The following is a 14,475-nucleotide window of genomic DNA, read 5'->3' as shown; positions in this document are numbered from 1 at the left end:
CCGTGCGAGACGATGTGTGGTCGCCGCTGCTATATCCGGTAGGGCACTATCTTGGCCCTGCCGACGGATCAGACAAGCCGCTGCCCTCGACGCACCGGGTGTGTATCGGCGAGCGGGTGCGTATCCTGCCCGGCGGCGATCCGTACAAGATCTGGTTGTTGGCGCATGGGGCCACCGGTGGCACTGTCCCATGGACGCCGATGGACGTAGCTCGGGTGGCCGAGCTGCCGCCGCACCGTTTCGACACGGCAATGGCGGAACTGACTGAACGCGGATTGCTGCTAGCGGTGGACGCAGGCATGCCCGAGGCTGAGGAGATGGCCCGGTCCTACCGGTGGCAGTCGATGTTGTACGGCCATGGCACCCAACTGGACTGGATGGGGATGTACGGTATCGGCGGGCCGGGCCAGCCATGGCTGATGGTGAACAGTCTGGTGCACGACATCTGGCGATGGACTCCGATCGCGGCCACCCTGTGGGACGCCTGCGAGGCACTCTACGAGGCATATAAGGATCCCTTTGATGGCGATGACATCGTCGTCGACTCTCCACGAGCCATGCTCGCGCAGTTGCTGCCCAGCCTGCACCAGCTCATCTGTAGCTACGCGGGCTACCTGGACGAGGCGTGGTAGCCGCAGCCGGGGACAGTCCCGACTTTGACCGGGGAGCCAACGGCTCGATCACCACCGTGCAACCACCCAGTGCGACATTGACCAACCGGCATGGATAGCGGCCATGCGCCCGCCGGGATGGCGTACCGCAGCGTGGCATCGTCCCTCGCGGCGCGGGGGGTGCCTCCGCAGCAGGATCGTGCCAGTTGACCGATCGGTCACATCGACGACCACCTGGACAAATGAGGAAGTACCTTCTTCGAAAATCGCGCAGGCACACCGCGGATGATCACCACCTCCAGCAGCCATCACAAGATCAGCGAAAGACCCCCGCCGCCGTGCGCAGTTCATGCGAGACGATGGCACAACTTTTTCTTCACGGTGCCTCTTCGAACCGAGCGAAGCAAACGCAGCGTAACCATCGGATGCCCGCAACGGTCATGATCAATTCTGAAACATGATCTTTATCTGTTCTTGATCAACGGGTAGTGCGGGCAACGTAGCCTCGCTCGGTGCCCTTACCTGCTGTTACGGCTTCCTGTGCGTCACGCTTTGCTCCGAAGTGGAGACCTCGTTTCTTCGACGCCCTGTGTCAGTCGGCGGGTCGATCTGTCTCGATCGCTACGCAGCGTGCAGGTGCTGCTTGTGATTGAGTTGTGGGATTTTGGTGATCCGTGGAATGTGATCCGTGATGCTGTTATTTGGCTGGGTTCGGGTGGGGAGACTTGGTCGGAAAGTAATGAGGATGAGTTTCGGCTGTTGGCGGCGGCTTGGCGTGCGGTGGGGGAGCAGTTGGGTCCTGCGGTGGAGGGGGCGCGGGGTTCGGCGGGTGTGTTGAGTGAGTTGTGGGGTGGGGATTCGGGGGCTTGGTTCGCGCAGGTGTGGCAGCAGGTGGGGGGTGATTTGCCGGAGAAGTTGTTTGAGGCGGTTGGTGTGCTTGCTGATTCGTTGGATGCGGCGGCGCTTGATGTTGAGCATACGAAGTTGTCCACGTTGCTTGAGGTTGGCATCGTGATTACGGAGATTTTCGTTTTTGCGGTGATGGCGTGGTTGTCGTTTGGTGCGGCGATGACTTTGGCGGCGGCGCGGATCGGTGTGACGCGGTTGACGGTTCGGCAGATTTTCGAGTTGTTGGTGAGTCGGGCGGGTGCGTCGTTTACTCAGCGGTCTGGTTATGCGGGTTTGCGGGAGATGGCGTCGGGGTTGCGGGTTAAGACTCTGGCATTGGCGGCGGGGGATGAGGCGGTCCGGGAGGGGGTGGTCAATCTTCTGCCGCAGTTGTATCAGGTGAAGGTGTTGGGGACCCGTGAAAGCGTGGATAAGCATGCTGTGTGGGTGGATGCTGCTGCTGGTGCGATGGGGTCGTTGGGTTCTCCTGTTGGTGATTTCGGTCGGACGTTGGCGGGGAAGATCGATAATGGGGTGGTTCGGGGGTTTTCGAATATTGGTGCGGATGCGGCTTCGGAGTGGGCTGAGGAGCTTTTAGGGAATTTGGGTGGGTCGCTGGCGGATGATGGCACGTTTGCTTTGCGGCCGCCGGGGTTTGAGCAGGTTGCTGCTGGTATGGCGCGTAATTACATTAGTAATGGTGCGCGTGTTGGTGAGCGTGTGGGTAGTTTTGTGCGTGGTGTGGTGGGGTTGGAGACGCCGCGGCAGCAGTTGGAGCGGCAGGTTCGTGAGGCGCGGGAGGCTGCAGCTCAGCATCAGCGGGATGCGCAGTTGGCTGCGGTGCAGGCGCGGGCGGCTGCTGATGCGGCGCAGGTGCGTGCTCAGGAGGCTGCTGCGGCGCGTGATGCGGCCCGGTTGGCTGCTGGTGAGCGATCACCTGGTCAGGCACCGTCCACTTCGACGTCTCCGGCTCAAGCGCCGAGTACACAGCCGTCCGACACACAGGCTCCCGGTGTGCAACCGTCCGATACACAAGCGCCTGGTACGCAGGCACCTGCTACGCAGGTGTCTGGTCCGCGATTGTCGGATACGAATGCTGCGGGTGCGGCGGAGGCTGGTTCGCCGGTGTCGTCTTCGGTGGGGCGAGGGCTGCCGGGTGTGTCGACTGTTGGTGTGTCTGGTGTTGCGCCCGGTGTGGGGTCTCAGTTGTCGCAGGCTGGGCAGTTGATCCAGGGGCAGCAGGTTGATCCGGTGCGGGTTGCTGAGGAGGCTGCCGAGCGGGCGCAGCGCAGTGCTGACACGGCGGCTCAGCAGGCGCGGGTGGCTGAGCAGGCGGCTCAGGACGCGCGGGAGGCGGTTGAGCGGGCGGTGCGGGCCGAGTCGCCGGAGGAGGTGCGGGAAGTAGTCCGGGCGGCCGCGGTTGCGCGTGCGGAAGCTGTCGATGCCAGAAACATCGCCGCCGCCCACGCTGACATCGACACCACACCCACCACCAGCCCCGATGCAACACCGTCCGCGATCCCGACCGGCAGGCAGCAGAACCCGCATGCCGCACTGGATGCAGCGCCGGAGGTGGCACGGGTTGTTTCGGGTGCCACTGCGCGAGGAGGATCTGCTCGCCCCGACTCTGCTCGCCCCGAGAACGCTGTCGCAGCGCCTGCCGCGACTCCGACCGCACCCGCTGACGCCGACGGTGCACAAAGCACCCCCGACACCCCGACTGGCCCTGATCAGTCCCGTCGACATTCGCCTGAGTCGACGCGAGCGGAGACGGACCCGGCATCCCTGCCCGGCACCCCTGCGGTGTCGTACAACGACAGCCGATCGCTGGGGATCCAGGGGCAGCCAGTCGTACCTGCGCGACCGGCGTATCGAGCGCGGCCGGCCAGTGAACTGCGGCTGGGGAGTGGCATCCCAGCCGAGAGTGTTCGGTCGGAGCACTATGATCCCCCCACTCCCGCCCAGGAGAGAGCCCTGGACGATGCCATCCGCCGGGACGACGAGGGATTGCCCGTCATCCACCCGCCCCTGGACAACGGCTGGACTTTGTTGACCAATGGGGGCGGACCATTCCAGACGGGTCGACACAACAATCCGTCCGAGGTCGCTCGGGCATTGGCGTCGACATGGTTCGGCCGACCCATGATCGCTGGTACGAACCTTGGCGGAACATCCACGGTCCGCACTACCGAGGCGTGGATTGGCAGCCCGTACGTTGCGCAGCCGGGCGGGGTAGCGGGACTGGATCAGATCCATGCGGCGGTGCGAGCGACTGGCCCCGGCGCGTTCGCCTTTGTCGTGGTCCGGTTCCCAGGGCTCGACACGGCCCACGAGCTTGTCGTGGTCAATGACGCCGGCACCGTCAAATGGACAGACCCGGTAGCTGGAATCGCGGCGGCTTCCGCACCGCCGTACACCGATGTCGAGTCCTCCCAGGCGTTGCTCCTCGACGGTAGCGGCGTTTCCGCGTCCACCCTGAACAGGCACGGCGAGGACTCCGGCGCGAGCCAGCCCGGGTCGCTCGACTCGATACCCGGCGTGCGGACGACCGACGGCGGCCCGACGTTTGACGGCACACTCACTATGCGAGTGAACAGAGTGCGGTCGCTGCTGGCGTCGACCCTGAACCTTTCGCCCGCGCGTGCCGAGGTCACCATTACCCGGGCGGTCGAGGCGGCGGCCGTCGGCGGCGGTACTCGGCCGGTGTGGGCAGACGAGGACCCAGCGGCGGTACGGCGGCGGGCCGCCGCCGAGGTGGCCGAGTCGCGGCCGGGCCGGTCCGACCGGCAGGTACGCCCCCGGCTGCGGTACGCGATCGAGTTGCGGTCGGCGGGCTATGCCGACGCAGTCCGGCGTGCCATCGACGACCTGGTCGCGCGGGGCTACCAGCCGGTCCGTCTGGTCAACGGTTGGGCGACGGGGAAGACCGGCGGTGTCGTCAGCCAGTGGCGTGATCCGAGCACCGGGCGGGAGTTCCACCTTCGACTGGACACTCCGGAGAGCCGGGCGGCGTACGAGGCCACACGGAAATGGCAGGATGCCCGTCGGTCCGGGGCCGATCCGGCTCGGCTGCGTAACCTGTCGGACCAGCGGCAGCAGGCGCTGGCGCGGGTCCGCCCGCCGGATGGCATCGACGGAATTCGGTTGCCCGACGTCGGTCCATCGTCCGACTTCCGCCCGGCGGCCGCGAGTCGCACAACTGATCAGCCGGCGGCGGAACACCGGGAGCAGTCTCAGCCGATGGTGATGGCGTGGAACGACGAACAGTACGCGCAGTTGCCGCTGGTGACGGGCAGGCAGGCGTTCCAGGCGGTTCGTGACTTCGTGATGCCGACTCCTTCCGGGGTGGAGTTCACCGGTGATCCGGAGATGCGGCGGTACGCCGAAGCACTGCGCCCGGAGAGCGGCGTGCTCAAGATCGCCCTGCACGGACTGCGTGACGGCGAGGTGGTGGTCGGCCCCTACCGGATGTCGGCCGTGAGTTTCGCTAGAGGGCTCGCCGACCTGAACCAATCCGGCCGGATCAGCCTCGGTGATCGGCGGATCAATCTGGTTTCCTGCTATTCCGGGGCAGGCGACCAGCCTGCGGCGGCAACGCTGGCCCGGATCCTCCGTCGGGAGGTCACCGGGGTCACCGAACGAATGTGGACCTTTCTGGATGGCACCGAGGTGCTGGCCAGCCCGGATGTGCACAACGGACGGATGCCGACGATGCCGGCCGACGGTAGGGAGCGCACTTTCGGTCCGACCGGTCGAGAGATCACGTCGGCACCCACCGATGCCTCGGAGGCGGCAGTGCCGCCGATCCCATCGGTCGAGTCAGGTGGAGGAAGTCGAGCGGGCCCGTTGGCGGCGCCTGGCAGTGGCACCCGGCTGCGGGTCAGCGGCGACCGGTGGGACAGCTTCCGGACGCCGGACGGCCGGCTGCACCTCATCGGCGACCGGACGGGAACGTTCCGCGAGCCAGGCACCTATCGGCTGCATCACGAACTGGACCAGCCAGGCACCTATCGGAGCGAGTCGGACTTCTCGTTGCGATCCGTGGAGACCGGGGAGCAGATACCCGACCCGCTGACCGATCGGAACCGGCCGACAGAACACCTGGCGGTCGAGGGGCCACCCGAGACGTACGAGTTTGAGCAGGCACCGGATCAGGTAACGCGGGCAGTGCAGTTGGCTGCGGAGGCGCGTACGGTGGTCGCCGAGTTCCAGGAAACGACGCTGCGACCGCTGATGGACACGCTGGGGTTTTCCGAACCACCAGCAGTGGCCTGGATGAACCTGGGCCAGACCCTCGATCAGCTGCGGGCGGAGCACGCAGACGACCCGGCGATGCTCGCCCACGTCCAGGAGTTGGCCGGCGCGGCGGCAGAGCATGCCCGCCTTGTAGGGCTGGCCGAGTCGGCGGCGGCGGTGCCGCACGTCGCCGCGATGCATCTGTTGTCCGATCCGTCGGGCCTGACCGGGGCAGATCTTTCCACCGGTACGACGTCGCAGGGGCCGCAGCCGGACGGCGAGTTCTTGGTGGCTCGCTTCAACCCGACCGAACAGGTGCTGGTGATCCTGGATACGCGACCGGTTCACCAGTCCCGATATCTACTGCAGGACGGCAGCCTCACCGAGCGCGGCACGCCGCAGCATGTGCGGGACGTGTTGGAAACCAGCCCTCATCTACACGAGCAGCTGCGTCAGAACCCGGATGTCCTCGACGAGCTGCACCGGGCGCTGGCTCGGGGGGATCTCCAGGTGGAGTTTCGCCGCGTCGAAGTCGATTTCGATGTCGACGGTGACCGGCAGGTGTCGATCACGACCCGGCAAACCGATCTGAGCGGATTGGACCTCGACGGGCTGGCCGACCGGTTGCCGCCTCCGTCCGCAAAGCCTGATCCGGCGCTCGGTCGTCGACTGTACGACTCCGCCAGGAGGCTGGCTGATGCCTTCAACGGCCAGCAGACCAGCGGCATTGCGCAGATCACGGTGGTGAGCGAGCACACGGTGGAGATTCACCCCCGCCATGGCCGGCCGTTCCGGATCGACATCGCCACGACTCCACACGATGAATCGCCGGCCGTGTTCGCACTCGGCAACGACGGTGTGCATCGTGTGGTCTTCGCCGCCAATCATCTCGATGGCCTTGACGCGGCTGCCCTCGACCGGTTCCTAACTCGGACGATTGGACATGTCCAGGGTGAGGTGAGGGCTACCACCGGCAGTCGCTTCGGTCGGCTTCTCGGCATGCACGGTGGCCGGCTGAACAGACACGACGCGCTGGTCAACGATCCGACACCGGGACATCCGCTTCGCCCCAGCCACGCAGATCTGGTGGCGCTCGCCGAACTTGACGCGCTGGGCCGGTTGTACGCCGACGCGGACGATACCCAACGGAAGGCGCTCGAGGCCGAACTGCAGGCGTTCATCGAGACTCGGGCGTTGCGCGAGGGCGTACCTGGCGCGGACGCCCGCGCCGAACTGGCCCGACGGCATCTGGCCGAACCAACGGCCAGGTTGCTTGAGGATCGTCGACGTTGGTGGCACGACTCTGACCCTGTGGTCGCTGGCACCCAGCACCGGCTGGCCGTGGCGAGCATGATCGGCATGATGAATGAGCCGGTGTCGGCATGGGGTCGCACCATGTACCGGGTCACCCCGGAGAACTGGAGCGATATCGGCCGATTGTCCTTCACCTTCGAGGTCCAATCCGGCTCGGTGCCGAGGAGCGGATGGGCGGTCGAGTTTCGGGGCGGTGGCCGGGAACGGCACTTCGTTCTGGTGGTGGACCGGGACTGGTTTGATTCGGACGGGCCGGGGCCAGGACGGGACAATGCAGCCGAGTATGAGTTGGACCGGCAGATCCGCAACGCCTTGGGCGATCTGATCAGGACGCAGCATGCGCGGCCGGGTGAGGTGCCGTACCGGCGGATTGACCGTTTGGCCGCCAACGCCCCCACCCTCGCGGCGGCCGGCATGTCGATCGTCGTGGCCACCGTATTGGGTATGCCGGGATTCGTGATCAGGCGGACCACGGTTGCCGCGGTCGAGTTGGCGACGAACAATCGGCTCTCGCGGTATGTCACTACGCGCAAGCTGGAGAACAAGCACGACCGGGCATTGGCCCAGTTGCCGGACCGGAGCGGGATCGCCGAGGGCGAGCTGCAACGTCGCCTCGATGCCAGTTACGACCGGGCCGGTGAGCTGGCCGCGACCGTGCTGGGCGACCGGTCGGCCGCTGAGCGAACGAAGCACCCTGATCCGGATCCGACACCGGACAACCGTATGGTGCCGGAGCCGCAGGCCCGGCCGATCCGAAGCCTCGTACACAATGAGATCGAGCTGATCAGCCGGCGGCTGAGGAACGAGCTGATCAGCCGGCGGTCGAGGAACGAGCAGATCGAGTTCCTGAAGAAGATCCGGGTCCTCGACGACCACCAGTACAAGCTGGTGATGCAGGGTGACGCAAGGGACGCGGTAGTGCATGTCGAGGTGGCCCACACCGCGGACCCGAACAAGGTGGAGGTGGAATACACCGATTGGCGGATCATCCTCAAGGTCTCCCCGGAGATCGAGCCTGGCAGCCTACCTACCGCAGTCCGGGACGCCCTGACCAAGGTTGCAGAACGTCAGCACGAGCTCACCCGACACGACGCCGGTATCCGGGCGTACCTGGCGCGAAGGTTCCGAGACGAGAGAGTGACCGCAGGGCCGGTCTTCGGAACGGGCCACCTGGCGCGGAGTGGCTCCGGCACCTTGCAGGTGGCGGCCGCCCTGGCCAAGGCCCTGGTGCAGATGGTGGTGGACCGCTACAACGGACTCCGCGGCCGGGAAATCGTCGACCTTCTCGAGCGGCACGACCTGGAACACTCGGGCCGGTTGTCTGCGGCGCAGCGGCGTAATGTCGGTGGCCAGATCGGTGAGTTGGCGAACACCGGAAGTAACCTGGCCCGTGCGGCTCTCGATCGGCTCGACGGCACACCGCACATCCCCACCCCGACCCCGCCGGCCGTACCGGGCAACCACACCCGAGCCGTGACGGCGGTTCAGGAAGCCATTCAGCGGTTGAACGACAGCCATGGGAACGCCTTCGTCCTTACCAGTCAGACAGCCGATCAGAACGGGAACATAAGCGAGCTGGTCTACCGCTCGGAGCAGTCAGAACGGGGCTACGGTGTCGAGATGCGGTTCCGGCTCGACTCGGTCGAGGACGGCCGCCCAGTCGTGCCTGCCGCCGACCGGATCCGCCGTGGCAAGTTCACCTTCACCGTGAACGTGGATGCCGACCCGACCCGGATCGCCGACACCCTGACCCACATCGGGGACAACATCCTGTTCGATCGGGAAAACCGGCTGCCCACCCGTCGATGGGTCCGGGAGGACCTGGTGCCAGCAACGGCCCAGGGAGGCGCCGCCGTCGCTACCGGCCTACTTGTCGGATCGGTCATCTACGGCCTGCTTGCCGGGGTCGGTGCGGTCGGATTCATGATCAGCCGCCGGGTCGCTCGGCTCCATCAGCTCTACACCAACGACTTGGCCTTCATCAGGTCGCTGTCGGAGACGAACAAGGACAACACCACCCCGCAGCACCTCCGGGAACAGGTTGAGCAGCAGCGGCAACCCGTCGAGGAACTCGAAGCGCGTACCCGGCAGATCGAGGAACAACTGGCTGCCGATCCGCGTACGGCCGACGTCGTGGCCCGGCTTCGGGCGTTGTACGGCCTCCTGCCGATCGCCGACGCGGACCTGCTGCCCGACCTCGACGAACGCGTCGCCGCCTTCACCGACCTGCCCGGTGGTGCGCAGATCACCCGCGTGGCCGATGCCGAACATACCTTCCGGCTCACGTTCAAGGGGGCCAGCAACCGCCCAGAGGAACTGACCTTCGAGATCGGTACCGGCCCGGCCCAGGATGGGACACCGATCACCGCCTACCGCGTCGACTCCGATGTGACCTATGTGCTCCGAGTCGATCCGAGGCAAACCCCGGAGAAGATCACCGACGTGATCCGCGACTGGGCCAGTCAGGAGATCCACCGTATCTCCCAACAGCCGACCGGACTACCCAGGGCGAAGGGCCGCTGGCTGGCCTTCGCCCGTGACTCGGGCAGCCAGGCGCTCGCCTCGTCTGTCTCGCTGCTCCGAGCTCCGGAGGGGGAACTGGAACGGGTCGCCCGGCGGCAGGTGGCCTACAGCAACAGCGCGCTCGTCACTACCAGCTCCAGGGAACTGTCCAACATTTCCTACGACGGCAACGAGGCGGTCTCGTCGCAGAACCGTAGCGAACTGCTCAAGCGACACATCAGCACGGCGGCTGAGGAACACCTGGCGGTCTTCCGGGCGGACACCGACGCGCTGTTGACCCGTACCCAGTCAGCATTCGACCGACTGCAGTACCTGGAACAGATCGCCGCCAACCTGCCGCCGGCCGAGCGACCCGCATCGTTCCAGCAATCTCCAAGAACACTGCCCGGCGACCCGGTCGCGTGGGGAGTGGACAGCTCGACATCCAGCCATTTCCCGTTCGACCCGAGCGACCTTGATCCCACTCCGCGCCCCGGCGAGACACCGCAGCAGGCGACAGAACGCGTGGAGTGGGCTCGGGTCGCCAAGGTCTTCATCGACCTCGGCGACAATCCGCCGAGTTTCGATGTCGCCAGCAATGATGCGGCCCATGCGAGCCATGGCGCGCACACGCTCGATCGGCACGGACCCAACGTGCCGTTGGCCCGTGATCCGCACACACGCACCATCGAGGGGCGGATCTACGGAGATCCGCCATGGCCTCGGAGACAGAATTACTCCTCCCGCTGGCCCGATGCCATCAGCATGAACCGGGCAATCAAGGAGTACGTGGAGGCGAACTGGCAGACCATCCGAGAGGATCTCGCCTTGGAGGGCCGTCACACAGGTGTTGGTCCATCCGGTGTCAATGGTGAGGGGTACTACAACGCGAACTCGCATGGTGTGGGGGGAAGTCCGCTCGCCAGACGCTATGTGCCCACTAATATCCGGGTGGCGATGCGTCTGGTGCCCGGCAGTGATCCCGCGCGGGCCTTCATCGTGACCGCCTTCCCAGAAAGCTAGGTGCCTTCAGCATGGAACCGTCGCACTTGACGGAGTCGTTGCGTCGCAGGGCTGAGCAGTTGGCCCGACAGTCATCGATTGAGACCGTCCGGTCGCTCCTGCGCGGGCAGGTTGCCGACGCGTCGAGCCTGGAGGAGGTGCAGGGTGATTTCCAACTGATCGCGAAGTCGACGCTACGGGGTCTCCGCCGTGACCTGGCCGCGTTGGAGGAGGTTCTCAGCGGGCCTACCGAACCCGGTGAGTTGGTTAAGTTGGTGGAATGGGACGCGAACTGGGTCCTCGATGAGCCGACGGACGCTGCTGCCGCCGCCTTCCTGGGTCAGCTTGCGAACCTGTTGCGTGAGGTGATCGAGGAAGGGGGAGGAGTTGCCGTATGACTGAGGTCCGAACGGCTGCCGAGAACCGGACGAGTGCAACGGCGCGGACGGTGGCTGAGGCGTACGCCTTTCTGGAGCTGACCCTGCCCGAGGGGGAGGGCTGGGTCGACTACCTTCGCCACACGGCGCTGGACGACCTCGACGACGAGCACTGGCTGCTGCGCTTCGACGGCCCCTACGAGAGGGAGTGGTACGTCGCGGAGGTGCCGGTGTCGAAGGCGGGCATGCAGGCCGCGGAGGAGTCGGGCGAGCTGTACGGGGTGGGTCGGTCGACCCTCGTGGACGCCGGCCAGTGGTATGTCATCGAGTCGGCCAACGCGGGCATGGCCGAGGTCGGCCTCGCCCAGTTGGGTGACGAGCCGCCCGACGAGGAGACGTACTGGGCGATCCTGAACGCGTGGAACGGGGCCGCCGCGGCGGCGACGGAAATCGAGAAGTTTCTACCATTCGACGTGGAGGTAGTGCCGGATACGGCCTTCTGGACCGACCGTGGTCGACGCGTCCACGAGCAGCGGCGGGACGTGTTCCGGCGTAGTCGAGCGCTCCGCGACGCGGCCTTCTACCGGGACCGCCGTGACGAATTTCAGCGCCGGTTCGAGTCGTCGTTCCATACTGCGGCCAGTGAACCGGTCACCGCGTCAACCGAGGCTCCGACTACCGCCCCGCCCTCGCCCCTACCTGCTCGGACCTATGCCGAGGTGCACGCCTACCTGGACACCCATCCGTGCCGATGCGGGTCGGTGGAGTTTCCCCGCGACGCGATGGCGGTCCTGGGCAGTGACGAGAATGGCGTGGTCGTCAACTACAGCGGTCCCTGTGACGACTGTGGCCAACCCCGCGACCATGTCTTCCGACTGCCACCGCGCCCAGGTTCGTTACCCGGGGATCCGCGGCGGTTCAGCTACCCCGAGGACGGTCCGTCGGAACTGCTCGATCCGGGGGAGTGGGTGGCGGTGAGTCAGGCGTACGGTGTGCTGGCGGCCAGCGTGATGACGGCGTTGGCAGCGGCGGTCGATGCCGTGGCTGAGACCAGCGGAGAGGTTATCGAGCCAGATCCGGCGGAGCGGGAGGCGGTGGTCACGATGCTGACGATGTCGATGTACGCGTTGGACGAGGTGGAGAAGTTCTTCCCACCCGAGGTCGAGGAGTTGCCCAGCAGCGTCTGCTGGACGGCCAACGGGCACGAGGTGCGCCGGACCAGCCCCGAGTGGTTTCAACGGACCTTTCTCGCCGAACAACGGTCCATTTTGCAGCAGCAACGCACCGAGCTGACCGAGCGTCATGGTCGGTGACGTGGGTCGGCCGTTGGCCCGTACGAACGAGGAGGCGCACCTCTACTTCGAGCTGCATCCGTGTCCGTGCGGAGAGATCGACTTCGGCGACACCAGCTCGTTGGAACAGGTCGACGGCGATTGGATCGTGAGCTACCTCGGCGAGTGTGTAGCCTGTGGCCGGCCGAGAGGTTTCGAGTTTCGGCAGCCCGATGAGCCGACCGCGCCGGCCGAGGGCGAGTGGGCACCCGGCTCGCAACGGTCTGAGCTGATCGACGCGGGCGAGTGGCTGTGGGTGTCGGACATCTACGGCAGCGTGCCGGTGGAGATGGACGACCTGTCCGAGGCGGAACGGGCGCAGGCGCGTATCGACCTGTTGGCCGCCCGAGCGGCAATCAATGAGGTCCTCAAGTTCCTGCCGGACGATGCGGCGGCGGTGCCGGACGACGCGTTCTGGTCGCACCGGGGCCGCCTGGTGCGGGCGGCAGAGCCAGGTCGGTTCGGTCGGGTGCGGCTGGAGGCGGCGCGGGCCGCCTATGACCGTGCCCTGGCCGGGTTCGACCGGTAGTTCGCGTCCCGCTTCGCCCATTGACAAGTGGTTACGATCAACGCCATGGACTCCTCAGCCTGTGCGCTCACGGCGGCACAGTTGGTCGAGCTGACGGGTAAGTTGGCGGGGCTGCGGTGGTCTTGGTCCACCACCGAGTTGGACCTGGCGTTGGCGGAGTTGGGTTGGCCGGTAGCCGCCGGCCCCACCAGTAGTGGTGTCGTGTTGCGGGTCGGGCTCGCTCCGGTTACCGACTATGCCGAGCTGGCGTTTTTCGGTCCGGCCGCGACCATTTTCTCGATCATGGTGACGGCCGGGGCGACCGGTGAGTCGATGGATGCGGTCGCCTTCCGGCGGAACGCGTTCGCCACTGCCGTAGGTGCCGTCGGCACCGTCCTGGATACGCCGGCCGACCGGCGGCCGGGCCCTAGACCCGAGGTCCGCTGGCCCGCTGCGAGCGGGATCGTCCGGGTACGCGACGGCGGGATCTTCGTCGAGCTGGCGCTGCTGTCCCCCGCGTACGCCGCCAGCCTGGACGAGCGGACGGCAGACGGGGACGCGTGGGCGGCGAAGCCGTCGGTCGACAAGGAGGAGTGGTGACCGCAGAGACGAACTGGGGCGAACTCACGACCCAACTGACCGACCTGGTGGGGCGGTTATCGGACGGTATGGTGCTGCAACTGCACGAGGTGGCCCGTCCGATCGACGGATACTTCGCCCAGTTGTGGCAGCGCCCCGACCGCCTGGTTGTCGAGGTCTCCGGTACCGCCACCACGGCAGGCGACAGCGACCGCCGGCTCTCCGCTGAGCAGGAGGACGACCTGCGGAAATCAGGCTGGTCCTTGCCCGATGAGGAGCATCCCGGGCACTGGTGGCGGGAACTCGCGTGGCCAGCGCCGGCCGCCGGCTACGCGGACCTGGCCGGCGGTCTGGTCGGGGTGGTGCGGGATGTTTTCGGGCTCTCCAGCCCAAGGCAACTCGCCTATCAGGCGTGGAGTTCCGCCGACGGTCGGCGCTTCGCGTTCGGTCTGGGGCTGGACCAGCTTGAGATCCAGTACTACGCCCGGGTGGCGGATGACGACACGCCGGAACGCCCGAGCGGTCTGTTGCGCCGGGTCCGGATCGGCGTGGTCGACCACGACGAGGCACTTGGCCGGGATGGCAGGTGGCGCGCCACGGAAACGCTGGAGTTGGCCGAGCTGGGCGAACTCGACCACGAGTTGGTACCGATCGGCGCCGCTGCGGCGGAGCGAGTGACGGCTTGGTGGCGCAGGCTGGTCGAGCGGCAGGCCGGAACCGTGGGCGGTCCGCCGGGGCAGGACCAGGTCGGGCCGAGGCTGGCCGTTGCTGTCGATACCGAGCGGGACGAGCAGGGGCGGCCGATCGTACGGGGACCCCGGCTCGCCGAGCCGGACCGCAGCGCGGTCGCGGCCTACCTGCGTACGGCCCCGCTGGTGGCAGTGGCGTACGGTTTCGACCCGGACCCGTTCGACCCGGAGCACCCGGAAACCGTGCCGCTGCACTTCCGTACCGATGGGGAGTGGGTGTGGTCCGAGTCGCTGGCCTACTTCGCCCAACGGTACGGCGTCGCCCCCGAGGCCGACTTCCTGGCCTATCTGGCCCGCCGGCAGTACCAGTTGCCGGAGGTGGACGAGGCAGCGATCACCCGGGCGGCCGAACTACTCAAGGGCGGCTGACCGGGCAAC

Annotated in this window: 7 protein-coding genes; all 7 read left to right on the top strand. The window is 66.6% G+C overall.

Annotated features, from left to right (window positions below; genetic code table 11):
- Positions 1-2: 2 nt before the first annotated feature.
- The 7 genes from ACWDV4_RS18165 (at position 3) to ACWDV4_RS18135 (ending at position 14,466) form a co-directional block, all read left to right on the top strand.
- On the top strand, positions 3-632 hold the full coding sequence (locus tag ACWDV4_RS18165; RefSeq protein WP_449980142.1) for a hypothetical protein: 630 nt from the start codon (positions 3-5) through the stop codon (positions 630-632).
- Positions 633-1,151: 519 nt separating this feature from the next.
- The gene (locus ACWDV4_RS18160) at positions 1,152-10,574 is read left to right on the top strand and encodes a WXG100-like domain-containing protein (protein ID WP_449980139.1); all 9,423 of its coding nucleotides are present in this window, start codon (positions 1,152-1,154) and stop codon (positions 10,572-10,574) included.
- An 11-nt stretch (positions 10,575-10,585) separates the two neighbouring features.
- Positions 10,586-10,951, top strand: coding sequence for a hypothetical protein (locus tag ACWDV4_RS18155; RefSeq protein WP_449980136.1), 366 nt, complete (start codon positions 10,586-10,588; stop codon positions 10,949-10,951).
- Positions 10,948-12,243, top strand: coding sequence for a hypothetical protein (locus tag ACWDV4_RS18150; protein WP_449980134.1), 1,296 nt, complete (start codon positions 10,948-10,950; stop codon positions 12,241-12,243). The genes ACWDV4_RS18155 and ACWDV4_RS18150 overlap by 4 nt, the downstream gene beginning before the upstream one ends.
- A 1-nt stretch (position 12,244) precedes the next feature.
- Positions 12,245-12,790, top strand: coding sequence for a hypothetical protein (locus tag ACWDV4_RS18145; RefSeq protein ID WP_449980132.1), 546 nt, complete (start codon positions 12,245-12,247; stop codon positions 12,788-12,790).
- Positions 12,791-12,835: 45 nt separating this feature from the next.
- On the top strand, positions 12,836-13,369 hold the full coding sequence (locus ACWDV4_RS18140; protein ID WP_449980130.1) for a DUF6301 family protein: 534 nt from the start codon (positions 12,836-12,838) through the stop codon (positions 13,367-13,369).
- Positions 13,366-14,466, top strand: coding sequence for a TY-Chap domain-containing protein (locus ACWDV4_RS18135; RefSeq protein ID WP_449980128.1), 1,101 nt, complete (start codon positions 13,366-13,368; stop codon positions 14,464-14,466). Before ACWDV4_RS18140 ends, ACWDV4_RS18135 begins: the two co-directional genes overlap by 4 nt.
- Positions 14,467-14,475 lie beyond the last annotated feature (9 nt).

The sequence above is a fragment of the Micromonospora sp. NPDC003197 genome, from assembly GCF_053590565.1.
Note: the sequence above shows the minus strand (reverse complement) of the source record. Positions and strands in the feature narration are given on the sequence as shown.

What these genes read in the sequence shown, in the direction of transcription:
- ACWDV4_RS18155 (WP_449980136.1), top strand. Translation starts at nt 10,586, where the DNA reads ATGGAACCGTCGCACTTGACGGAGTCGTTGCGTCGCAGGGCTGAGCAG.
- ACWDV4_RS18140 (WP_449980130.1), top strand. Translation starts at nt 12,836, where the DNA reads ATGGACTCCTCAGCCTGTGCGCTCACGGCGGCACAGTTGGTCGAGCTG.
- ACWDV4_RS18150 (WP_449980134.1), top strand. Translation starts at nt 10,948, where the DNA reads ATGACTGAGGTCCGAACGGCTGCCGAGAACCGGACGAGTGCAACGGCG.